We start from the raw sequence: 21,965 nt of genomic DNA, 5'->3' as shown, positions 1-21,965 counted from the left end.
CTTGTACGGGAGTCGTTGCGGCGCAGGCCCGGCCGATATGCACTGGAGGCGGCGATCGCGGCTGTGCATGCCGAGGCCCCCACTTATGCCGATACCGATTGGGACGAGATCGTCGGGCTGTACGGCGTGCTCGTGCAGCTGTGGCCCTCACCGGTGGTGGCGCTCAATCGGGCGGTGGCTATCGGTTTCGCCCGAGGCGCCCAGGCCGGGCTGGCCGCGCTCGACGAGTTGGCCGCCGAACCGCAGCTGGCCGGATACGGATATCTCGCCGCCGCGCGTGGGCATTTCCTGGCCGAGCTCGGCCGCACGGGCGAGGCGCGGACGGCATACGAGGAGGCCATGCTGCTCACTGGGAATACGGCGGAGCGGCACTTCCTCGAGCACCGCCTCGCCGAATTGAGTTAGGGCACCACGCAACTACCGCACGAATTCGTAGGTGTGGAACACCAGGCCGTCACCCAGCTTTCGGGTATCGGTCAGGTGCAGCGCCTGCTGGTCGCCGGCCTCGTCGAAGAGTCGCACACCGATTCCCACCACGGCCGGAAAAACCACCAGCCGCAGTTCGTCGGCCAGCTTCTGTTCCACCAGTGTGCGCATCAGCCGATAGCTGCCGTAGACCAGGATCTCGCCGTCCACCTGCTGCTTCAGCTCCGAAATCTCTTTGACCGCATCACCATTGAGGACCGTGGTGTTGCTCCACCGGGGATCGTCGAGCGTCGAGGACACGACGTACTTGGGGATGCTGTTCATCCGTTCCGCCCACTCCGGGCTCACGCGGACGTCGAATTCCGGCATCCGGGACTCGAACCACTCGCTGCTGCGCCTGCCCAGCAGGAGCGCCTCGGCGGCAAGCGTTTCCGCCGTCTCGCGGGCGACCCAGGCTTCGAGGTCCTTGCCGCCCGCGAACTTGTGGAACCAGCCGCCGCCTTCGAAGCCCTCCGCGCCGTCCGGGTCCTGGACCACTCCATCGAGTGTGGCGTTCGCGCTGATGACGATCTTTCCCATTGCTGTACTCCTTGATCGGTGCTGTCGGCTTGCACTGGTGTAGGCGCCGGAGAATCGGAAAAGGAGGCGCTGCGCGACCGACCCGTTCGCGCCTCGGCCGACGTCCATAAAGGATGGTTCCGCACACAGGGAATGAGGTTGCGAGAGTGGAGTTGGCGCGAACGGACCTGCTGTCGAGGGCGCGGGCGGGCGACGGCGAGGCCTTCCGGGCGTTGACCGAACCGCACCGCCGCGAGCTACAGGTGCACTGCTATCGCATGCTCGGATCGTTCCAGGATGCCGAGGACGCGCTCCAGGACACGATGCTCGCCGCGTGGCGGGGCCTCGACCGATTCGACGGGCGCGCCTCGGTGCGCACCTGGCTGTACCGCATCGCGACCAACCGCTGCTTCGACGCCCTGCGCGCCGCGCGTCGGCGTCCCGCGCGGCAGTGGGATGTTCCAGGCATCGAATTTCCCGAACCCACCGGAATCGGCGAAATCCATTGGCTAGAGCCGTATCCCGACGCCCTGCTGGACGGCGCGATCAGTGTGCCGCTCGGTCCGGAGGCACGCTACGAGCAAACCGAGTCCATTTCTCTGGCCTTCGTGACCGCGTTGCAGATCCTGCCGCCTCGTCAGCTCGCCGTCCTCATCCTGCGCGATGTTCTCGGATTCCATGCCGACGAAGTGGCCGAGATGCTGGACACGACGGTCGAATCGGTCAAGAGCGCACTCAAACGCGCGCGGGCAGGAATCCAGAGCCGACTGCCGGTGACCACCGAGGCGCAGTCACCGGTCGACTCGGCTGAGGACGCGATCGTCGCGAAGTTCGTCAGCGCTTACGCATCCGCCGATATCGACGCGCTGGTGGCGCTGTTGACCGACGACGTCTTCATGTCCATGCCGCCGCTGCCGCTGGAATACCGCGGCCGCGACAGCGTGACCCGCTTCTTCGCCTTCATCTTCGGCTCGGCCCAGCGATTCGACCTGGTGCCGACCCGAGCCAACGGTCAACCGGCCTTCGGCGTCTACCGGCACCCCTCCATCGGCATCGACGGATCCGGCCTGTTCGTCCTCACTCTCGCGGGCGACCGCATCGCCGCCATGACCCGTTTCGAAGCCACCGTCCTGCCCGCATTCGGCCTGCCGCAATCCCTTCCGACCACGCCATAGGCGGTCCGTATAGTCGACGCGTGGTCAGAAAATCCGCCGCTACCGCCGACACCCCGGCCTTGGAATCCAAGGCCGCGCGCACCCGCGCCCGCATCCTCGACGCGGCCGCATACGTGTTGAGCCGCAAGGGTTATGGCGACACCCGCCTGTCGGAGGTGGCCGAGCGGGCCGGTCTGCAGACCCCGGCGATCTACTACCACTTCCCCTCCCGCGAGGACCTCATCGAGGAGGTCATGTGGGCGGGTGTCGCCAGCATGCGCGAACACGTCACCGCCGTCCTGGCCGCCCTCCCACCCGACACCTCCCCCCTGGACCGCATAGCCGCCGCCACCGAGGCCCACCTCCGCCACGTCCTCGAGATCTCCGACTACGCCACCGCCGCCATCCGCAATGCCGGCCAGGTCCCCGACCGCATCCGAGCCCGCCAGCAAGAGGAGGAAACCACCTACGGCGACCTCTGGCGCACCCTCCTCTCCGACGCCGCCGCCCAGGACCTCCTCCGCCCCGAACTCGACCCCCGAGCCGCCCGCATGCTCGTCCTCGGCGCCCTCAACTGGGCCGCCGAATGGTGGCACCCCCAAGGCGGCTCCCTCGACACCGTCGTCCGCACCGCCCAATCCATGATCCGCCACGGCCTCTCCCCGGAAGCCGACACGGATCCCCGCTGATCAGCCCGCCGCGTTCTCGAAGACACCATCGGTGAGCACCGGAACCACTGTGCTGGAGTCGACTTCGATCGCGATGGCCACATCGTCCTCGAACCCGATGGACGCCAGCTCCCGGCCGGAGGCGGAATCCCGAATCAGCGCAGGCACATCCGCGGTCCCGGCATAGGAACCCCGCGCAATCGACGCCTCCGGCGACAACGGCCTGCCGCCGTGGGCTGCCACCGCGTCGATGACCGCCCCGGCACCGACCAAATCCTCGATCGCCGGTCGCAGCACATCCTGGCCCGGCCAATGTTCCCCGGCCGCAATCACTCCCACCGGTCGCTCCGGAGTTCCCCACCCCTGCTCCACAATCCACCGCCCAACCGCCGACGCATTTCGCAAACCCGCCGCGATCACCGGAATCCCCTTCACCGCGGCCGAGATCGCCGACCCGTTCGGCGACGGCAGCACCAATCGCTCCGGAGCAGGTGCCCGCCGCAACGCCGCCGGCGACAACGACCAGGGCTGCTCCTCCGACACCGCCTTACGCCCGACCGCCAGCCGCGCATTCCGCGCGGCCGCGAATTCCGCTGCGCCGCCGTCCCTCCACGGATACGGAAGTACCCGTGTCCCCGCCTCCACCGCAACCGACACCGAGGTGGTGAACGACAGCACGTCAACCACCACGACAGCAGCACACTCCGCCCCGAGAGCCCGCGCCCCGGCCAGTCCCCACTCGAACCGCACCCCGTACCCACCCTGCCGAGCCCACGCAGGAATCTCCACCACCCCAACCCCTTCAGTCCGCACCCCCAAACCCTCCCATCAAGATCAGGGAGCTGTCACTGCTAGGAATCGGACAGATTCTTACAGTCACAGCTCCCTGATCTTGGTCTGAGCTACCGCCCCCGGCCGCGGGGGCCGAGTTGGTCGCGGAATTGGCCGGGGGTGAGGCCGGTTTCCTCGCGGAAAGCTCGGTAGAAGTGGCGGTCGGTGGAGAAGCCGGCCGCTGCGGCTACCGCGGCGAGGGAGCGGGTGGGGTCGGCTCGGATGAGGCGGCGGGCGTGGGCGATGCGGGTACGGCGGACGATGCCGCCGGGTTCGCCGAAGCCCTCGCAGACTCGGTAGAGGGTGCGGCGGGAGATGAGGCAGGCGTGGGCGATTTCGTCGACCGTGAGGTCCGGGTTGGTGAAGTTCTTGCGGATGTAGGCCAGGACCTGTTGCCGGGTGTAGAGGGAATCGGAGGGGGCGGGAGAGGTTTCGCCGGTGGCCAGCAGCAGGGCCGAGGCCATCATGCCCGCGGCGTCGCTGCCGAAGACGGTGACGGCCTGGGTGATGTCGTCGGGCGGGAGTTCGGCGAGGTTGCGGAAGAAGCTGGCGACCACGCCGAGGGCGCCCGTGGCGGGGACGGCCTTGGCGATGGGGAGTTGCTCACGGGTGAGGCCGGAATGTTCGAGGACCAGTTGCAGCGGGGCGCGCACCATGGTCGACAGCGTGTCGGTGGTGCGGCTCTCCAAGGGGAGGCTGCTGTCGAAGAACGAGATGGTGCCGGGGGTGCATTCGGCGGTCCGGCCACCCTGCTCGGTCCAATTTGTCCCATCCAGCACGATATTCACCAACAAGAACTCACCCGACGATGCCGCGACCATCTTTTTTGTCCGCAATGCCCGTTGCGCGCTGGCCTGCATGCGTGACACCGCGAATCCGTCGAATTGAGTTGTGGCGACTTGTCCGTGCCAGTGACCGAGGCGCAATGGCTCGATCACCGTCGGGGCGACCGCGTCCGACATCAGGGCTTCCCACTGCTCGAACGCCTGACGTGGCGAAAGGGTCGAGGACGACGAGATCTCGACAGCGCCGAATACGGCTTGCTCCACGCGGGTAATCTTCCCACCACATATCGCTCAGCAACCACGTTTCCAGCGAGATCCGTATTCGGTTCGAGATGTAGCTGACGACCGTGACCTCACGGAACGGGCGAACCGCTCATGAGCAGAGCTGTCAATGTATACAGACGCTCGATTCGAAGCGGCGATCCGAGATCTTTGTAGTGCCACAATGGAGTTCGCACGGAATCCGTCACGGCGCTGTCGAGGGAATCGACAAGAAATATGTGAGCCCGCCGCAATGCGGCGGCCACCGGAAGCTCTCTGGCCGGACTCGTACAGACGATCAGTGCGTGGACAGCACAGGCGGTCTCCTCCGCGGTCGGATGCCACACACCCCAGGAACCATCCGGTCGCTGATTGGCCAGCAACCACGTGATGGCGCTGGAAACCGCGAGCAGGGCATCGGCGGAGAATTCCGATTCGATCGCGCGGGCCAGCGCCATGGCAGCCGCGGCCGTCGGCAGGCAGGGTGAGGCGACCGAGCGGTCGTCCCAATGACCGTCCGGGTCTTGGGTTTCGACCAGGGCGCGAATCGCCGCGATCGCCCGCACACGGGCACGGTCGTCCCTGTCGCTGCGTCGGACGGTGGTCAATGCCTCGAGGACATGAGCCGTGACCACCGGCGTGGTCGGAGCGGGAAACCGCAGTAGCGGGCCGGGATCCACGGCGTCGTCCCACATGTTCAGCACGAAGATCGCGACGGCGGTCGTGTCCGCGTCCGGTGGCAGGCCGGGCGCGAACGAGAGGCCGCCCGCACCGCACGCCGCCCGCAGCGAGGCGCACAACGAGGCGGTGAAACCGGTGGGCAGGGGAAATCCGAGCCGGGCGAAAAGCGCTGCCGCTGTGGCTCGTTCGAAGTTCACGACCGGCGCCAGGACCGGCCAGAGCCCCTGGTGGCGCACACCTTCGCGGTGCAGGTATCGCTCAGCCCCGGCCGATTCCGCGCCCTGCCACCGGAGCGCGGTCGCGGTCAGGACGGGCGAGCAGGACACCGCGCCGCCGTGCACAACGTCCTCGGCGCGCCAGCCGCGGGGCGGTGCCGCGAGCAGCTCGAGCGGAAACTCCCGCCACGCGCCGCGATCGCCGGCTACCGCGCGGGCCCGCAGCCGTACCCACCGTTCGGCATTGGCCCGCTGCGCCATTCGAGCCCGCCGCAGCGCGGTCGCGTAGCGCCCGCCCGAGACGTCGGCGAACGCCGCAACACGTTCCAGTAGAACGGGAATCGTGAGATCGATCGCCTCCAGACCGGGCAGTCGCTCCGGCGCAAAGACTTCCGGATCGGCGAACAGGAACTCATTGCCACGATCGACCGCGGCCCGCGCCCATGCCCAATCGACCGGCGCATCCTCCGCGCCCCCGAGCACGGCGCACACCACGGCCAGCGTCGGCAGCACCCGATACGACACCGGAGCATGCGGGCTCCCCCAGCTGCCGTCCCCGTTCTGCGTGCGCGCCAACGCGTTCCAGCCCAGCCGGGCCAGCGAATCGAGGGATAGCCGGGGAGTTTGCCACAGCCGTTCCACCACACCGGCGGTGGCGTACGCCGACCCGGTGATCATGCCGTCGGCATCCTCGTCGACCACCCTGATCAACTGCCACAACGACATCAGGGCGCGGCTGCGGACCGCGCCGAGGGATTCCTCGCTCATGGTTGCTCGCTGGAGTTTGCGGACGAGTCGGGAACCTCTTCAACATACGCCTGCGGCGGCCGACATCCGACTCCCCCGCGAAAGCCAAAATGCTTGCCGCGCTGCAGATCTTGCGAATCCGCTAATGTTTGCCCGAAATGTCGGTTATCCTCGGGACGGAGGGATACCGCCTCCCGCCGAGTGAACCCGAGTGTTACCAATGAACGAACACGACTTGCGGCACCTCGAGATCGCGCTCCCGTTCCCACCGCAACGGCATTCGATGAGCGATCGAGCACAGGAACGAGTTCAGATCTGGGCAATGCGTTTCGGATTACTCACCGACGAAGAGTCGGCGCGCCGGTTCAATTCGCTGGGCTACGCGCGATTCTCCGCATACTGGTGCCCCACCGCGTCTTTCGCCGACATGCTCCTGGTCGCCGAATGGATCACCGTATTCTTCGTATTCGACGATCTGCAGAATCTGGCGATCACCACCGGCCGGCTCGACGACTACGACCGGCTGCGCCACGCGGCGCTGCAGGTGGTGCACCAGCGCGGAGTTTCCGGGCCGGTGCCACCCGTCATCGCAGCTCTGTCCAATCTGTGCACCCGGACCTTCCCGCGCAATTCCCAAGCGTGGCAACGCCGATTCGAATTGAATCTGGAATTGTGGCTCGTCGGGCACGCCCGCGAGAACGCTTTCCGACAGGCTGGCCGCTCCCCCAGCCCGGACGAATACGCGCGATTACGCCGGGACGCCTCCACGGTATTGCAGACGGTCGATCTGGCGGAAATCATCGAGCACACCGAGATTCCCGACGCCCTGTATTTCGGACCGTCCTATCAGGAGATCATCGCTACCACCGCCGATATCATGTGCTGGACCAATGATCTGCATTCGCTGGCAAATGAGACCGATGAAGAGGACACCATCAATCTGGTGACTACATTGCGTAATCACCGCGGTATGGATCTGGCCCAGGCGGTCGCCGAAGTCCGCCGTTTGATCGAGATCCGGATCGCCGACAATCAGGCCGCCGCGCAATCGATTACGGCCGAAATGGACGCGCTGATGCTGCCGCCGAGAATCCGCAACGCCGTCCGCCGGTGTATTCGCGATTGTCAATCCGCCATGGCCGGAATGGAATTGTGGGATCGCACCGACACCGTGCGCTTCGCCCCGCCGGAGGACCTGCGCGCGGCCCGGAACATCGACTACGGCAACGGCTTCCTGGATCGGGTGTGAGCGATCCCGCGGCGGCCTAACCCGATTCGCGGAGCGTGTAGCCGACGCCACGGACGGTGTGGATGAGCGGGTTCGGCCCGCTGTCGACCTTGCGGCGCAGCTGACTGACGAAGGTCTCCACCACCCGGTCGGCGCGCCCCTCCTCGGCCTGCCACACCCGGTCGAGGATCTGCCGCTTGCTGACCACCTTGCCCGCGTTGAGCATCAGATAGTGCAGCAGTTTGAACTCGGTGGCCGACAGCCAGATCTGCTCGCCCGCCCGGTGCACCTGGTGGGTGTCCACATCGAGTTCCAGGTCCGCGAACCGCAACCGGGTGGGTGTGTCCTCGTCGGCGGGTCGGGTGCGGCGCAGGATGGCCTGCAGCCGCAGCACCACCTCTTCGAGGCTGAACGGCTTGCTCACGTAGTCGTCGCCGCCCGCGCTGAGCCCGGCAATGCGATCCTCGACGGTGTCGCGGGCGGTGAGGAACAGCACCGGCACCTCGCTGCCCTGCGCCCGCAATCGCTTGGCGACCGTGAAGCCGTCCAGATCGGGCAGCATAACGTCGAGCACCATCACGTCCGGCGGCCGCCGGGTGGCCGCCTCCAGCGCTGCGCGCCCATTATCGGCGGAGACCACGTCGAATCCGCTCATGCGCAGGGCGGAACACAGCAGGTCCAAGATGAACGGCTCGTCGTCGACCACCAGCACGGTCGCCGCGTCCGGCGCGATGCGATCGGTCACCCTCGACACCCTAGGCGCATCCGCGACGGTTCCCAGCCATTAGCCATGCCGCCCATCCTGGTGGTGGCAACTACCGCGCAAGCTCGGTGTCAGCTGTGTGCTTCCTGTGAACGCGACGGTCACTGCGGGAAGACGATCCGGAAGACCGTGTCCGATCCCGGCGCTGTGAGCAGTTGGATCCGCGCTCCATGCGCGGTGAGCACCGCCGCGACGATCGCCAGCCCCAGCCCGGATCCGCCCGCACGCGACCGGGATTCGTCGACCCGGTAGAACCGATCGAACACATGCTGGGCCTTCCCCAGCGGAATGCCCGGGCCGTTGTCGCGCACCTCGACGATCACCGCTGGATCGCCGGTGCGCAGTTCCACCCCGGCCGCGGCGACCGCCTCGCCATCCGTGGGCACCGTCCCCGACGCGATCCGCACCTCGATCTCGGTATCGGCGGGCGTGTGCGTCAGACCATTGCCCACCAAGTTCGTCAGCACCTGCCGCAGCCGATGCTCATCACCCACAACCCGCGCCGGACCGTTCGAAACACTCAGCCGCACAACGCGTTCCGGCTGCCGCACCAGAGCGTCCGCGACGACCTCATCCGCAACGGTGGCGAGATCGATCTCCGCGAGATCCAACGGCCGCTGCTCGTCCAGCCGCGCCAGCAGGAGCAGATCATCCACGAGCACCCCCATCCGCACGGCCTCGTCCTCGATCCGCCGCATCATCGTCGCCACCTGTCCTGGATCGGTCCCGCCGCCCATCCGGTACAGCTCGGCATACCCGCGAATCGAGGTCAACGGCGTACGCAGCTCATGCGAGGCGTCCGCCACGAAAAGCCGCATGCGCGACTCGGATTCCCCGAGCTGCCGCATCGTGGAGGACAACCGCTCGAGCATCACATTGAACGCCGTCCCCAACCGCCCGACCTCGGTATGCGTATCGGCATCGGGCACCCGCCGATCCAAATCCCCCGCCGCGATCGCCTCGGCCGTGTGCTCGACCCGCGACAACGGCCGCAACCCGACCCGCACCAACCACGTCGCGACCGCAGCGAGCACCAGCAGCAATCCGGCGCCCGCGATCAACTCGATGGTGCGCAGCTCCCGGGCGGTCGCGTAGTACCCGTCCAGCGGCATGACGATGGCCGCCGTTCCGCCCTGTGGCTGAGCGGTATTCGCGGGCTGCACGACGGTGCGCACCCGCCACCGCGAGTCGCTGCCCACCTCGCCGACCTCGAAGATCCGGCTGCCCCGCGCCGCGACAGACGCGGTGTCCATCGCCGGCAGCTTCAGCGTGGTGTTCCCGACCCCGATCCGCCCGACTTGATTCCCAGCGCTGTCGAAGAAAAGGATCTGGAAGGTCGAGGGCACCCCCGACACCTCATCGGCCGGTTTGGGCGGCGGCGGTGGATGATTCGCCTGCGAGATATCCGCCGCGGACCCGTTCAGCTGCGCGTCGATCCGCGCCAGCTCCGACCGTCCGAGCATGGCGGTACTCAACACCCCGAATGCCGTCAACCCGACCACCGCGATCGCCAGCACCGTCACCAGCAGCCGCGTGCGCAGCGTCCACCGCCGCCACCGCGGCGCGGCCGCGACCTGCGCGGTAACCATGGTGCCCGGTCCGTCACTCACGGACCCACCTAAACACAGCGCACGCCGCTGCGACGGTAGGCGGGCGGCCCCTCTAGATCAGTTGCTTGTGCCGCTTCATCCGGCGGCGCACGTTCGCCATCATGGAGCGGGTGCCCATGGTGCGAATGAACCTGGGGATGAAGCGGTTCACGAAGCCGACGAACAGGAAGAGGTGTTCGAAGCGGCGCTGGTCGGCCGCGGTCCATTGGACGCCGAGCTGTTCGCGGAAGTAGGGCGGTAGGTAGCCGACGGTGAGGAAGCGCAGGAGGCCGCCGAAGATGATGCGCAGGTACCAGTGGATCATTCGCAGGTGGAGCAGGTCGTCGATGAAGGCGCGGATCTTGTCGTCGGCGGCGACCTGTTCGCAGGCGGTGACCCAGTATTCGTCGAATTCGGCGCGGGTCTTGGGCCACATCTCCTCGGTGACCTGCAGGGTGGTGCCGAGCGGGGCCGAGGTGGAGTAGAACGCCTCGGCCTGTTCGGGACTCATCTTGCCGTTGAGCAGCTGGTAGGAGTCCTCGAATCCGATGTAGAGGCAGGCGGCCACCCACAGCTGCAGATTGCGGTCGAAGGCGTTGTACCGCACCGGCGCACCGGGTTCGGACTTCACCTGCCGATGCGCCACATTGACCGCTTCCCGGAAGGCGATCTTCTCCTCCGGCGTGCCCAGGATCGCCACCGCGAGGTAGGAAGCGGTGGTGCGCAACCGTTTCCACGGATGCACCATGAGCGCCCCGGATTCCACCTTGCTGTCGGCCACGCCGTGCCCGACGCCGGGCCGCGCCATCTGCATGGCCACATTCGCGGCCGCGCCCGAGAACTGCCAGAAGTCCAGCGCGTCCTCGAGCTTCGGCGGCCGCTTGACGTCGGCCCGATGCACGCCCGGGATGTGGATGCGGGTCTGCTCGAGGGTGAGGGCCGGCGCGCCGGACGGCTGCGCTGCCGCGGTTGTCATAGGGTTCCCCTTCCGGGCGACATCCATCATGAACGCTTACTAACTTAGCGTCAGTATCACCTACATCGATTGACCATTCATGCCAATCAGCCGCCGGAATCTCAAGGAACAAAAGATCGTCGAATCGACATCACTGCGCAAGAATCGTTAGTAACATACGTCGCTGCGAGCGTCGTGCGAAGAGGCACGGCGGGGTCGGGAAAGGACGTTCGCGGGATGCTCAGGCGGTTGGATCGGTTACTCAGCTACGAGATGAAGGTGTCCGAGTTCCTCGGGACACTCATCATCCTCGGGATTCCCTACGGGCTGGTCGGGGTCGTCTGGACCCTCACGCACACCTCGCACCTGAAGCAGCTGCACGGCATCGATGTGATCATCTCGTTCCTGGGATCCATCGTGTGCTGGCCGGTGCTCACCTTCTCGAATGTGTGCATGACGTAATGATGGCCCTGGTCTGGCTCATCGACATCCTGGTGATCGGGATCAAGATCCTCGGTGGGCGAATGGAAGTCAATCCCGTCCTGCGCTTCGGGCTGTGGGTGGCGGTGGTGTGCGGCCTGGCCGCGGGGCTGGCGCTGGTCGGGTTCGCCTTGGTCGCGTTGCAGCACTATCTCGAGGACATCGGCTGATGACGACACTCGAAAGACCCTCCGCCGGAGCGGAACCCGAACCGTCCGAACTGGAGCGGATCGGGCGCAGCGCCCGCGGACTGTGGCAGCGGCACCCGCAGCGGTCGCTGGAAACCCTCGGCCGGCAGGTCGATCTGGGCCGTGACGCCCTGCGGCAGCTGGTCGTCTCGATCATTCAGCGGCGCTTCCCGTATCGGGAATTCATCAAGCAGTGCGCGTTCATGACGAGCGTGTCGGCCGCGCCCACGGTCCTGGTCGCCATTCCGATCGCGGTGGTGGTGTCGATCCAGGTCGGTGCGCTCGTGAATCAGGTCGGCGCAACGACATTCATCGGCGCGGTGGCGGGGCTCGGCATCATCCGACAGGGCGCGCCGCTGGTCACCTCGCTGATGATCGCCGGTGCGGTGGGCTCCGCGATCACCGCCGATCTGGGCTCCCGGACCATCCGGGAGGAGATCGACGCCATGATGGTGATGGGCGTGGACCCGGTGCGCCGGCTGGTCGCACCCCGGCTCGCGGCGGCGGTGCTGGTGAGCATGCTGCTGTGCGGGTTCATCGTCTTCGTGGGCTTCGCAACGGCTTACATGTTCAATGTCTACGCGCAGCAGGGAACGCCGGGCTCGTTCATCGGGTCGTTCTCCTCGTTCGCCGTGGCCAATGATCTCGTGATCGCCCTCGTCAAGGCGGCGATCTTCGGATTGCTGACCGCGGTCATCGCCTGCGATATCGGCCTGCACGCGCACGGCGGCCCGGGCGGGGTCGCCAATGCGGTGAATTCGGCGGTGGTGAGCTCGGCGCTCATGCTCTTCGCCACCAATATCGTGCTGACCCAGCTCTACAACACCCTGCTGCCGACGAAGGTGGTGTGAGGTGGGCAGTACCTACACTCCCCCGTCGCTGAAACCCGTGCGGATGGCCGCGAACGTGGTCTCGGTGCCGGTGCAGGCCAATCAGCGCCTGGGCCATCAGGTCATCACGTTCTTCCAGGCGCTCATCGCGATTCCGTTCGTGCTCAAGCACTATCGCCAGGAGGTGCTGCGCCTCACCGCCGATGTCGGTTGGGGCAACGGCTCACTCGTGGTGGGCGGCGGCACCATCGGCGTGGTGATCGCGCTGTGCGGGTTCGGCGGGATCACCGTGGGCATGGAGTCGTTCACGGCTTTGAATCTGCTCACCATGAGCCCGCTCACCGGCGCCATCTCCGGATTCGCCACCACCCGCGAGCTGGCGCCGATCATCGCGACGCTGGCCTTCGCCATTCAGGCCGGGTGCCGGTTCACCGCGCAATTGGGTTCCATGCGCATCTCCGAGGAGATCGACGCGCTGGAATCCATTGCCATCCGCCCGCTTCCGTACCTGATCAGCACCCGCATGATCGCCTCGACGCTGACCATCGTCCCGCTCTACAGCGTGGGTCTGGCGGTGGCGTATCTGGCGACCAAGCTGTCGGTGCTGTTCCTGGGCGGCACCACCGCGGGCACCTACGACCACTACTTCTTCCAGTTCCTGCTGGGACCGGACGTGTTCTGGTCGCTGCTCAAGGTGATGGTGTTCGTACTGCTGTCGACGTTCATCCAGTGCTACTACGGCTATGTCGCCACCGGCGGCCCGGAGGGTGTCGGGGTGGCGGCCGGGCGCGCCATCAAGATGGTCATCGTCGTCATGGTCTTCGTCAATCTCTTTCTTACCCTAGCGATCTGGGGCATCGACCCCGGCTTCCGCATCTCGGGATAGGTGTTTCGATGATTCTCGATCCCAGCGGGCGGGGCCCCACGGCCCGGCAGCTCACGCTGGCCGGACTCGCCCTGATCGCCACGGTGGCGCTGCTGCTGTATCTGCTGGCGCTGCGCTACAACGGCCGCTTCGAGGACAAGGTGGCGGTGAGCGCGGAGCTCACGAGTACCGGTGACGGGCTGCCCGCGCATGCGGACGTGAAGTTCCGCGGCATGATCGTCGGCCGCGTCGAGGATGTGGCGGTGGTGGCCAAGGGCGAGCGGCAGCGCGCGGCACTGGCGCTCAAACCCGGTGTGGCGGGCACGATTCCGGCGAGCGTGGCGGCGCGGGTGATTCCGAACAATATCTTCGGGGTGACCGCCGTCGAACTGGTGGACACGACGCCGACGCGCGACACGCTGCGGGCGGGCGCGACCATTCCGGAGGACACCAGCGCCGCGACCGTGCAGTTGCAGACCACGCTCAATGTGCTGCGCACGGTGCTGAACAATATTCAGCCGGAGAAGCTGGGGCGGGTGCTGTCGACGCTGTCGGCGGCACTGGAACCGTCGGCCCGTGTACCGGGTTCGACCATCGAGCGGCTCGACCACTGGATCACCGAGGTGCGCGACATCGACGGGATCGGGGAGCTGCTCGGGAATCTCGGCCGTGCGGCCACGGCTTTGAGCCAGTCCGCGCCGGATCTGGTTGGGACGCTGGCGAAGTCGGTCACCACCGCGCGGACGCTGACCGAGGACCGGGCCGCGCTGGTGAATCTGCTGACCACCGGCGGCAGCGCCGTGGACACCGTGAACGGACTCTTCGCCCGCAATCCGGATTCCGGGAAGTTCCTGGTCTCGGGCCTGAATCAGTTGTTCGGCAGCCTCGCCCAGGATCCGCAGGCGATTCCGTACGCCATCGCCAATCTCAATACGGCGTTGCAGCGGTTGCAGACCACATTCACCTTCGGACCGCACAAGCAGATGGTGTGGAAGATGGACGTGTCGTTCACGCCGTTCCAGCAGTACACGGCGAAGGACTGCCCGCATTACGGCGATCTGGCCGGGCCGCGTTGCGGTGGGTCCTCGGTACCGGAAACTGCTCCGGCTCAAGACTTTCCGCAACAGATGATTCCCAAGCATCTCGATGCCGCAGGCCCCGCACCGATCTCCGGCCTTACAGCCATTCCGGGATTGCCCGCGATACCCGGGCTCACCGCACCGGCCTCGGCGACGACCCCGCCGGGGACGGCCGCGGAACCGGCGGGCTTGCGCGGCGCCGATGCCATCGCGGCCCTCGTCGGAGGCAGGCCGAGTGCGGCACAGGTCCTGCTGCTCACGCCCATTCTCGCGGGCGGCGCCCTGGTTCCCGCCGATACCGGAGGTGCTTCGTGAAATCCGGGAAAGCCTTGGCGGGCTTCAGTCTTTTCGCCGTGGTCGCGGTGGTGCTGACCTACACCATCTGGTCCACCCTGCAGCGCTCGGTACCCGGCGGTACGCGCAGCTATTCGGCGGTCTTCTCCGATGTCCTCGGCCTGCGGGTCGGCGACGACATCCGCATGGCGGGGGTCCGGGTCGGGCGGGTGGACAAGATCGCGTTCGGCGACAACTACCGGGCCCGGGTCGACTTCCGCATCGAGGACGATCAGCATCCCACCACCACGACGAAGGCCCTGGTCCGCTACCAGAACCTGATCGGGCAGCGGTACATCGCGCTCATGCCCGGCAAGGATGCCGGGCGGCCGCTGGCGGCGGGTGACCAGATTCCGATCGAGCGGACCGAGCCGTCCTTCGACGTGTCCTCGCTGCTGTCGGGATTCGAGCCGCTGTTCAGCGTTCTGCAGCCGGATCAGGTGAACTCCTTGTCCGAGACCCTGATTCAGGCCTTGCAGGGCAACGGTGTCTCGCTCAGTGCCTTGGTCACTCAGGCCGCCCAGCTGGCCGGGACCTTCGGGCAGCGCGACGAGATCCTCGGCGAGGTGGTCGGCAATCTCAGCAGCGTCATCGCCGGTCTGGCCAATCGCAGCAATGAGCTGGAAACGCTGATCACCCAGGCGCGCTCTCTGACCGAGGCGCTGTACACGCAGGGCAGCACGCTGAAGTCGTCGGTGGAACGCGTTGCGACGGCGACGAATTCGCTGGTGAACGTCATCGCGCAGGTGAAGCCCGGCATCGCCCAGGCGCAGACCGACGCCTCCGCCGGTGTCGCGCTGCTGCTGCTCAATGGCGCGTCGCTGGACAAAGCGGCGGTCGAGCTGCCCGACGTCCTCAATGGCGTCGCACGCTTCAGCAGTTACGGCGCGTACGGCAACGCCTACCTGTGCAGCCTGGACGTGTCGCTGTGGGGCGTGCTGTTCCCGCCCGGTCTGTTCAATCAGATCGGCGGCCAATCCCATTCGGAGGTGTGCCGATGACGCGGCGACTTCGCGGGCCGCGCCTGCGCTATCCCGGCTTCCTGGCCAACCGCTATCTGCGGCTGGGCCTGTTCGCGGCGGCCTTCGTGGTGCTGCTGCTGGTCGGGTCGACCGCGTTGAAGCAGGCGCAGTTGGGCGACAGGACGATTCACGCCGAGTTCGCCCAAGCCGCCGGGTTGCGGCCGGGCGCGACGGTGGATGTGTCGGGCATCGAGGTCGGGCAGGTCAGCGCGGTCAAGCTGGACAACGGCAAGGTGCTGGTGGACATGCGCGTGCATCGCGACATCAAGCTCGGCGACGAGGCGCGCGCGGCCATCAAGATGTCGACGATTCTGGGTCGGCTGCACGTGGATCTGACGCCCGGCAGCGGTAAGGCGTTGCCCGGGGACCGGATCAAGCTCGATCACACCGCGGTGCCCTACAACCTGGGCATGGTCATCGAGGATCCGCAGTACAAGAACTCCTTCGAGCGGATCGAGAAGCTGGATCCGGCGAAGCTGCGGCAGGCGTTGGATCTGGTGGATCAGCAGATGGGCACCTCACCCGAGCTGACCATCAAGGCCCTCGACAGCGTCGGCGCGCTGGCCAAGGTGATCAATGATCGGCGCGACGAGGTGGACACGCTTCTGAAGGGCATGGACACCGTCTCGCAGCTGGCCTCGGACAACCAGAACAGCGTGCTGCTGTTGCTGACTCGCGGCGAGGCCATCGGCAGCGCCGTGCAGCAGCGCCAGACCCTGCTGAAACAGCTTCTCGACAATGTGGCGGCCCTGTCGAGCCTGCTGCAGCAGATGGGCCTGGAGAACAACAACCGGCTCGGCCCGCTCATCACCGATCTGAACACCATGTCCGAGGGCCTGGAGAAGAACAAGGGCAATCTCGACAGCCTGTACCAGATCATGCCGGTGACCTTGCGGCAGTTCAACAATGTGCTCGGCGACGGCCCGTACGGAAACGTGTACGCGCCGTGGCTGTTCCCGGACAACTGGCTGTGCTTCGCGCAGGCCGTGCAGGGGTGCAAATGAGATTCCGGAGCTTGAAACTGGCCGCGGTGTGCGGTGCGCTGCTGCTCACCTCGGCGTGCGCGATCCTGCCCGATTCGCTGACCGCGCTGCCGAAGGAGTATCTCGGGGCACGGATGAAGGTGACCGCGGACTTCGAGAACGTCGCGGGGCTGTACGCGGGCAATGATGTTGCGGTGCTGGGGGTTCCGATCGGCACCGTCGAAACCGTCACGCCCAAGGGCAGTTATGTCCAGGTCACCATGTCGCTGGACAAGGATGTGAAGATTCCCGCCGATGCCATTGCCGCGCTGGTGAATCCGCAGCTGATCACGAATCGTCACGTGGAGTTGGCTCCGGCCTACATCGGTGACGGGCCGACGCTGAAAGACGGTGCCTATATTCCGTTGCAGCGCACCAAGGTTCCGGTCGAGCTCGACCGCATCCTCGCCACCTTCTCCCAGCTCGGCGAGGCGCTCAAAGGCGACAACCAGTCCGGCCCGATGGCCAGCCGGGTGCTGTTCCCCCTGCTCAACGGCAATGGCGACAGGCTGCGCGAGACGCTCGACGCACTGTCCTCGGCGTTCGAGGTGACCTTCGCCAACAAGGATCAGATCTCCAACACCATCATCAAACTCAATGACATCACCCAGGTCATCGCCACCAACGACCAGACGGTGCGCGATTTCAGCGGGCGGCTCACCGAGCTGGTGAACCTCATGGGTGAGCAGGCGCCCGGCATCGAGGCGGTGCTGAAGCAGCTCGACGACTTCGTCACCAATACCGCGACCCTGGTGGGCCAGAACAAGGATCAGCTGGCCGGGGCGCTGACCCGCTTCGTCGGCATCACCGATCAGATGCGCGCCAATGCCCGCGGCCTCACCGAGATCGTCGACGTGGGCCCGCTCATGTTCCAGAACCTCGCCAATGCCACCAGCACCGAACGCCAGGCCCTGCGCCTGCACGGGCTGCTGGACAAATCACTGCTCGACGGCGAGGCGCTGGCGACCTTCTGCGAGCGCATCGCCATGCGCCTGGACGGTTGCCGCACCGGCAAGGTGCAGGACTTCGGTCCCGACTTCGGCCTCACCGCCGCACTATTGGGAATCGCGAGCCTGAAATGAGACTACGCACAACGGCTTTCGGCGGCCTGATCACCGCGACCACCCTGCTGGCGACCTGCGGGTGCGCGGTCACGGTGGATACGCTGCCCATGCCCAAGCCCGGTCTGGGAGCGCCCGGTTACACTGTGCACGCGGCCTTCGCCGACGCGCTCAACTTGCCCGACCATGCGCACGTCAAGATCGGCGGCACCGATATCGGCGTCGTCACCAAGATCAAGACCACGAATTTCCTCGCCGATGTGCAGATGCTCATCCGCGAGGACATTCGGCTGCCGAAGGGCACGACCGTCGAACTGCGCCAGGCCACGCCGCTCGGCGACATGTTCGTGGCCATGACGCTGCCCTCGGCGCAGGAGGCCGGGGATCCGCTGCGCGACGGCGACACCATCGGCGTCGATCACACCGCGGCGGGGGCGTCGGTGGAGCAGCTCATGATGTCGATCTCGTTGCTGCTCAACGGCGGCGGCATCAATCAGGCCGCCAAGATCACCGGGCAGCTGGACTCCATGTTCGCCGGGCGCGCGCCGGAGCTGTCGCATCTGATCACCGAGATGACCGCGGCCATCGCCGCGCTCAATGCTCGCACCGGCGATATCGACCAGGTGCTGGGCGGGATGAACTCGCTCTCGGGTGAATTGGCGCGGCGCAAGACGCAACTCGGGCAGGCAGCCGACACCTTCCCGGCGCTGATCGGGCTGCTCACCGAGAACAATCAGCAGATCGTGGATCTGCTGGCCAAGGTGGCCGTCACCACCGACGCGCTGGGCGACTTCGCCACCACGACCGGTGACGATTTCGTGGGGCTGTTCAACAGCATTCAGGCGCTGATGTCCGGATTCGCGCACAGCGATCAGCTGACCGGGGCGCTGGACGGGCTGCATCAGATCTATCCCTCGCTCATGGCGAGTCTGCGCGGGCCGACACTCGCGGTCGCGGCGACGGTGTCGTACCTGGATATCGGGGCGCTCACCGATCCCAGCGGCAGCCGCTGGCCGGAACTCGGGGATGTCGGGCAGTTCATCGGGAGTCTGGCGCAGGTGCTGGAGAAGGTGTTCGGGCGGGTCACCAGCCCGCCCCGGCAGCCCGAGGCGGAGCCGGGACAGCAGGGAGGAGATCGATGAATCCGCCGCTGTGGCGCTGGGTGGTGCGGCATCGCATCGCCATCGCCAATATCGGGCTGATCGTGGTGCTGGTGCTCGGGTCGGGGTACATCGGCGCGTATGTGCTGCGGTTCAATCCGATTCCGCACACGTACTCCGTGACCGTCGAGCTGGCCACCTCGGCCGGGCTGCTGCCCGGTAATGATGTGACGTTCCGGGGCAGCCGGGTCGGCAAGGTCACCGATGTCCATGTCGCCGGGGACGGGGTCGCCGCCGTTGCCGAAATCGATGACAGCGCAAGGATTCCCGTCGGCGGCACGGTCGCCGTGGGGAGACTGTCGGCGGCCGGGGAGCAGTACCTGGACTTCCGGCCCGACTCCGACACTGGACCGTACCTGCGGGACGGCGCGCTGGTGGAGCGGTCACGCACCAACACCCCGGTGCAGATCCAGGCGGTGTTCACCAACCTCGGCGATCTCATCGGCGGTATGAACCCGGACCGGCTCAATGTCATCATCGACGAGCTCGACAAGGCCCTCGCGGGCGGTCCGGATCGTCTGCGCAACATGATCTCCGGAATCAGCCGCGCCATGTCCGGGCTCAACGACCTGCTCCCCCAGACCCGGCAGCTCGTCGAGAACCTCGAGGTCATCGCCGGTACCACCCAGCACGCCCAGCCCGACCTGGGGACCCTGACCAAGGCGGGCAGCGTGCTGTTCGACCAGTTCGCCTCGGCCGACCAGGAATTGCGCACGCTGCTGCGGCAGGGGCCCGGCCAGCTGGCCACCCTCAACGGGTTCATCGCCGAAACCCAGGACCCCATCACCAATCTCGTGACGAACTTCGTGGCCGTGACCAAGGCCGCCAAGCTGCGGGCCCCGGCCATCGCCGCCCTGTTCCCGGCCCTGCGCGCGGGCTCGGAGGCGCTGGGCGTGCCCGCGCACGACGGGGCCTACAACACCCTCGTCGATCCCTGGCCGCGGCCGAGCTGCGATTACGAGACCATCCCGGTGGTACCGACAAATGTCCAGGTGGACAACCGGGTTCGCCTCTACAACTACTGCGTCACATCCAATCCGGCACTCCAGGTTCGCGGTTCGGCCAACGCGCCACGACCGAACGTGCCCGACAACGGGGCGACCGCACCGCCGGGGGCCACCGGCAATGAAATGTCCCAGCCCATCCCCCGCTAGCCCCGCGAATCAGGAGACTTCCCATGAGCGACACCACGACCGAAAACGAGCAGGCCGAAACCGCCGACGCGGCCGAGGAAACTACGGCCGCCGAGGCGAAAGCCACTGACGAGCCGAAAGCTACTGCGCGCGTGCGCAAATCGCTCCTCCCTCGCCTCTCCGTCCCGGCTCTCGGCAAGCGCGGCCGCATCGCCACCCAGGCCGCCGTGGTGCTGGCGCTCGCCACCGCGGTCGGGTCGAGCATCTTCTTCTACCAGCGTTCCGCGCACGACGGCGACCTGCTCGCCGCCCAGGACGAGGCCCGCGCCGCCGCCTGCACGTACGCGCCGGTGCTGGCCACCTATGACGCCAAGAACCTCGACGCCTACTTCACCGCGGTGCTCGACGGCGCGACCGGTGATTGGCGCAAGCAATTCGATTCCACCAGCAAGGATTTGCGCGAGGTGCTCAGCCAGGGCCAGGTGGTGTCGAAGGCCACCGACGTGCAGTGCGCGGTCCGCAATGTCGACGCGAACTCCGCCGAGGCCATCGTGGTGATCGGCCAGACCATCACCAGCCTGGGCACCCAGGGCAAGCCGTCGCCCGGGCAGTTGTCCATGGTGATGCGGTTGGAGCGTTCGGGCGACCGCTGGTTAGTGAACAAGGTCAATTCGCCTTTGGCGCAGCAGTCACAGCCGTGAGCCCGGCTGGCGTGCCGGCCCGCGATCCGGGTGCGCGGGCCGTGCGCCGCCGCCCGAAGAACCGCCGGGCGCAGATCGCGGCGGTGTCGGCGGCCGAATTCGCGGCACTGGGGTATCACCGGGTCAGCATGGAGGACATAGCGACCCGGCTGGGGATCAGCTCGACGGCGCTGTACCGGCACTTCCCCAGCAAGTACGCGCTGTTCGCGGGTGAGCTGCTGCGGCTCGGCGAGATGACGGTGGGGGCGGTGAGCCTGCCCGAGGCGGCTTCCGGCTGGCCGCCGCGGCGTCGGCTGGCATACGCCGTCGACGGCATCGTCACCGAGACCATCGCCAACCGGGCCACGGTCGGACTGGCCCGGTGGGAGCACCGCTACCTCGACGAGCACGACAAGCGTACGGTGGACCAGCATTTCGCCACGGCGCTCACCGACCTGAGCGCTCTGATCGGTGCGGTACGGCCGGAACTGTCCGACCACGAGCGGGTGGTGCGGGCGGTCGGCGTCTTCAGCACCGTCAGCTGCCTGGGCGATCACCGCGTCCAGCTCGCGGCGAAACCTCTTGCCGCCCTTTTGAATGCGGCAAGCTGGTCGCTCATAGAGACTGACCTACCGGCACGGGTGCAGCCGCCACCCCCACCGCGCGCCGTCGAGATCCCCTCCACCCTCAAACACGAACTCCTACTGCAACAGGCGATCCGACTGTTCTACGAACGCGGCTACCCCAACGTCAGCGTCGAGGACATCGCCTCCGCCGCGGGCCTCCCCTCGGCCTCGGGCGTCTACCGCTACTACCGCGGCAAGGGCGACCTCCTCAATGCCGCCTTCCGCCGCGCCGCCGACCGCATGTCCGCCGTCATCGCCCCCACCCTCTCCGAATCCTCCGGCCCCGCAGAGGCTTTGGCCAAACTGATCGACATGTACGTCGCCGGCGCCTTCGACGAACGCGAACTCATCTACGTTTACTTCGCCGAATTCGGCCACGTCCCCGACGACGAACGCGCCACGCTCCGCGTAGTCCAACGCCTCGTCGTCGCCGAATGGGCCACCCTCCTGTCCCGTGCCCGCCCCAACCTCACCCCCGCCGAGGGCCACACCCTCGTCCACGCCGCCCTCGCCCTGGTCGTCGACTACGGCCGCGTCTTCGGCGACGACGAACGAATCTGCCCCCGCCAGTGGGTCATCCGCCTCATGGAGGCCGTCCTCTTCGGCCACCCACCGCCCTGACGCC

General features: G+C 66.9%; 23 protein-coding genes. 16 read left to right on the top strand and 7 right to left on the bottom strand.

What is annotated here, in order from left to right:
* A partial coding sequence (locus ON43_RS30400) for a tetratricopeptide repeat protein (protein WP_245568814.1) occupies positions 1–405 on the top strand: 405 nt, incomplete at its 5' end.
* Positions 406–417: 12 nt separating this feature from the next.
* Here the strand turns inward: ON43_RS30400 and ON43_RS30395 are convergent.
* Positions 418–1,005, bottom strand: a complete 588-nt coding sequence (locus ON43_RS30395) for a dihydrofolate reductase family protein (RefSeq protein ID WP_040813086.1) — start codon at positions 1,003–1,005, stop codon at positions 418–420.
* 146 nt (positions 1,006–1,151) lie between these two features.
* On the opposite strand from ON43_RS30395, the gene ON43_RS30390 reads away from it, so the two are divergent.
* Both ON43_RS30390 and ON43_RS30385 read left to right on the top strand, forming a co-directional pair.
* Entirely contained in the window at positions 1,152–2,159 is a 1,008-nt protein-coding gene (locus ON43_RS30390; protein ID WP_373283500.1) for a sigma-70 family RNA polymerase sigma factor, read from the top strand.
* A 20-nt stretch (positions 2,160–2,179) separates the two neighbouring features.
* Positions 2,180–2,827, top strand: a complete 648-nt coding sequence (locus ON43_RS30385; RefSeq protein ID WP_040813084.1) for a TetR-type transcription factor C-terminal domain-containing protein — start codon at positions 2,180–2,182, stop codon at positions 2,825–2,827.
* Here the strand turns inward: ON43_RS30385 and ON43_RS30380 are convergent, their stop codons facing one another.
* From ON43_RS30380 to ON43_RS30370, 3 genes are all read right to left on the bottom strand, one after another.
* Positions 2,828–3,598 carry a 2-phosphosulfolactate phosphatase gene (locus tag ON43_RS30380; protein WP_245568813.1) on the bottom strand — a complete coding sequence of 257 codons (771 nt, stop codon included), beginning with the start codon at positions 3,596–3,598 and terminating at the stop codon, positions 2,828–2,830.
* A 110-nt stretch (positions 3,599–3,708) separates the two neighbouring features.
* Positions 3,709–4,686: a helix-turn-helix domain-containing protein gene (locus ON43_RS30375; protein ID WP_157514239.1), complete on the bottom strand. Its 978-nt coding sequence runs from the start codon at positions 4,684–4,686 to the stop codon at positions 3,709–3,711.
* An 89-nt stretch (positions 4,687–4,775) separates the two neighbouring features.
* Positions 4,776–6,347 (bottom strand): prenyltransferase/squalene oxidase repeat-containing protein, encoded by a 1,572-nt coding sequence (locus ON43_RS30370; protein ID WP_040813080.1) that lies wholly within the window; start codon positions 6,345–6,347, stop codon positions 4,776–4,778.
* Positions 6,348–6,546: 199 nt separating this feature from the next.
* Between ON43_RS30370 and ON43_RS30365 the strand changes: the two genes are divergently transcribed.
* On the top strand, positions 6,547–7,575 hold the full coding sequence (locus tag ON43_RS30365) for a terpene synthase family protein (RefSeq protein ID WP_040813078.1): 1,029 nt from the start codon (positions 6,547–6,549) through the stop codon (positions 7,573–7,575).
* 16 nt (positions 7,576–7,591) lie between these two features.
* Here the strand turns inward: ON43_RS30365 and ON43_RS30360 are convergent, their stop codons facing one another.
* From ON43_RS30360 to ON43_RS30350, 3 genes are all read right to left on the bottom strand, one after another.
* Positions 7,592–8,299 (bottom strand): response regulator transcription factor, encoded by a 708-nt coding sequence (locus ON43_RS30360; protein ID WP_040813076.1) that lies wholly within the window; start codon positions 8,297–8,299, stop codon positions 7,592–7,594.
* Between the two features lie 119 nt (positions 8,300–8,418).
* Positions 8,419–9,927: a sensor histidine kinase gene (locus ON43_RS30355; RefSeq protein ID WP_218003410.1), complete on the bottom strand. Its 1,509-nt coding sequence runs from the start codon at positions 9,925–9,927 to the stop codon at positions 8,419–8,421.
* Positions 9,928–9,979: 52 nt separating this feature from the next.
* Positions 9,980–10,882, bottom strand: a complete 903-nt coding sequence (locus ON43_RS30350) for an oxygenase MpaB family protein (protein WP_040813098.1) — start codon at positions 10,880–10,882, stop codon at positions 9,980–9,982.
* A 216-nt stretch (positions 10,883–11,098) separates the two neighbouring features.
* On the opposite strand from ON43_RS30350, the gene ON43_RS30345 reads away from it, so the two are divergent.
* Genes ON43_RS30345 through ON43_RS30290 form a run of 12 tightly spaced genes read left to right on the top strand, consistent with a single transcriptional unit; the run spans position 11,099 to position 21,961 of the window.
* Complete coding sequence (locus ON43_RS30345; protein WP_040813075.1) at positions 11,099–11,323, top strand: hypothetical protein; 225 nt, start codon at positions 11,099–11,101, stop codon at positions 11,321–11,323.
* The gene (locus ON43_RS30340) at positions 11,311–11,511 is read left to right on the top strand and encodes a hypothetical protein (RefSeq protein WP_373283499.1); all 201 of its coding nucleotides are present in this window, start codon (positions 11,311–11,313) and stop codon (positions 11,509–11,511) included. The genes ON43_RS30345 and ON43_RS30340 overlap by 13 nt, the downstream gene beginning before the upstream one ends.
* Positions 11,511–12,380, top strand: coding sequence for an MlaE family ABC transporter permease (locus tag ON43_RS30335; RefSeq protein ID WP_040813071.1), 870 nt, complete (start codon positions 11,511–11,513; stop codon positions 12,378–12,380). Before ON43_RS30340 ends, ON43_RS30335 begins: the two co-directional genes overlap by 1 nt.
* A 1-nt stretch (position 12,381) precedes the next feature.
* A complete protein-coding gene (locus ON43_RS30330; protein ID WP_040813069.1) occupies positions 12,382–13,245 on the top strand; it encodes an ABC transporter permease in 864 nt (287 codons plus the stop codon).
* Positions 13,246–13,253: 8 nt separating this feature from the next.
* The gene (locus ON43_RS30325; RefSeq protein ID WP_040813067.1) at positions 13,254–14,618 is read left to right on the top strand and encodes an MlaD family protein; all 1,365 of its coding nucleotides are present in this window, start codon (positions 13,254–13,256) and stop codon (positions 14,616–14,618) included.
* Positions 14,615–15,637 carry an MCE family protein gene (locus ON43_RS30320; protein ID WP_040813066.1) on the top strand — a complete coding sequence of 341 codons (1,023 nt, stop codon included), beginning with the start codon at positions 14,615–14,617 and terminating at the stop codon, positions 15,635–15,637. Before ON43_RS30325 ends, ON43_RS30320 begins: the two co-directional genes overlap by 4 nt.
* Positions 15,634–16,662: an MlaD family protein gene (locus tag ON43_RS30315; protein WP_040813065.1), complete on the top strand. Its 1,029-nt coding sequence runs from the start codon at positions 15,634–15,636 to the stop codon at positions 16,660–16,662. Before ON43_RS30320 ends, ON43_RS30315 begins: the two co-directional genes overlap by 4 nt.
* Positions 16,659–17,762 (top strand): MCE family protein, encoded by a 1,104-nt coding sequence (locus ON43_RS30310; RefSeq protein WP_040813064.1) that lies wholly within the window; start codon positions 16,659–16,661, stop codon positions 17,760–17,762. The genes ON43_RS30315 and ON43_RS30310 overlap by 4 nt, the downstream gene beginning before the upstream one ends.
* Complete coding sequence (locus ON43_RS30305; RefSeq protein WP_040813063.1) at positions 17,759–18,883, top strand: MCE family protein; 1,125 nt, start codon at positions 17,759–17,761, stop codon at positions 18,881–18,883. Before ON43_RS30310 ends, ON43_RS30305 begins: the two co-directional genes overlap by 4 nt.
* Positions 18,880–20,055 carry an MCE family protein gene (locus ON43_RS30300; protein WP_040813062.1) on the top strand — a complete coding sequence of 392 codons (1,176 nt, stop codon included), beginning with the start codon at positions 18,880–18,882 and terminating at the stop codon, positions 20,053–20,055. The genes ON43_RS30305 and ON43_RS30300 overlap by 4 nt, the downstream gene beginning before the upstream one ends.
* Positions 20,056–20,078: 23 nt before the next feature.
* Positions 20,079–20,735, top strand: coding sequence for an Rv1363c family protein (locus tag ON43_RS30295; protein ID WP_040813061.1), 657 nt, complete (start codon positions 20,079–20,081; stop codon positions 20,733–20,735).
* Positions 20,732–21,961, top strand: a complete 1,230-nt coding sequence (locus ON43_RS30290; RefSeq protein ID WP_051179450.1) for a TetR/AcrR family transcriptional regulator — start codon at positions 20,732–20,734, stop codon at positions 21,959–21,961. The genes ON43_RS30295 and ON43_RS30290 overlap by 4 nt, the downstream gene beginning before the upstream one ends.
* Positions 21,962–21,965 lie beyond the last annotated feature (4 nt).

The sequence above is a fragment of the Nocardia concava NBRC 100430 genome, assembly GCF_000308815.1.
Lineage (GTDB): Bacteria > Actinomycetota > Actinomycetes > Mycobacteriales > Mycobacteriaceae > Nocardia > Nocardia concava.
This window is presented reverse-complemented; position numbering and strand designations above follow the sequence as displayed.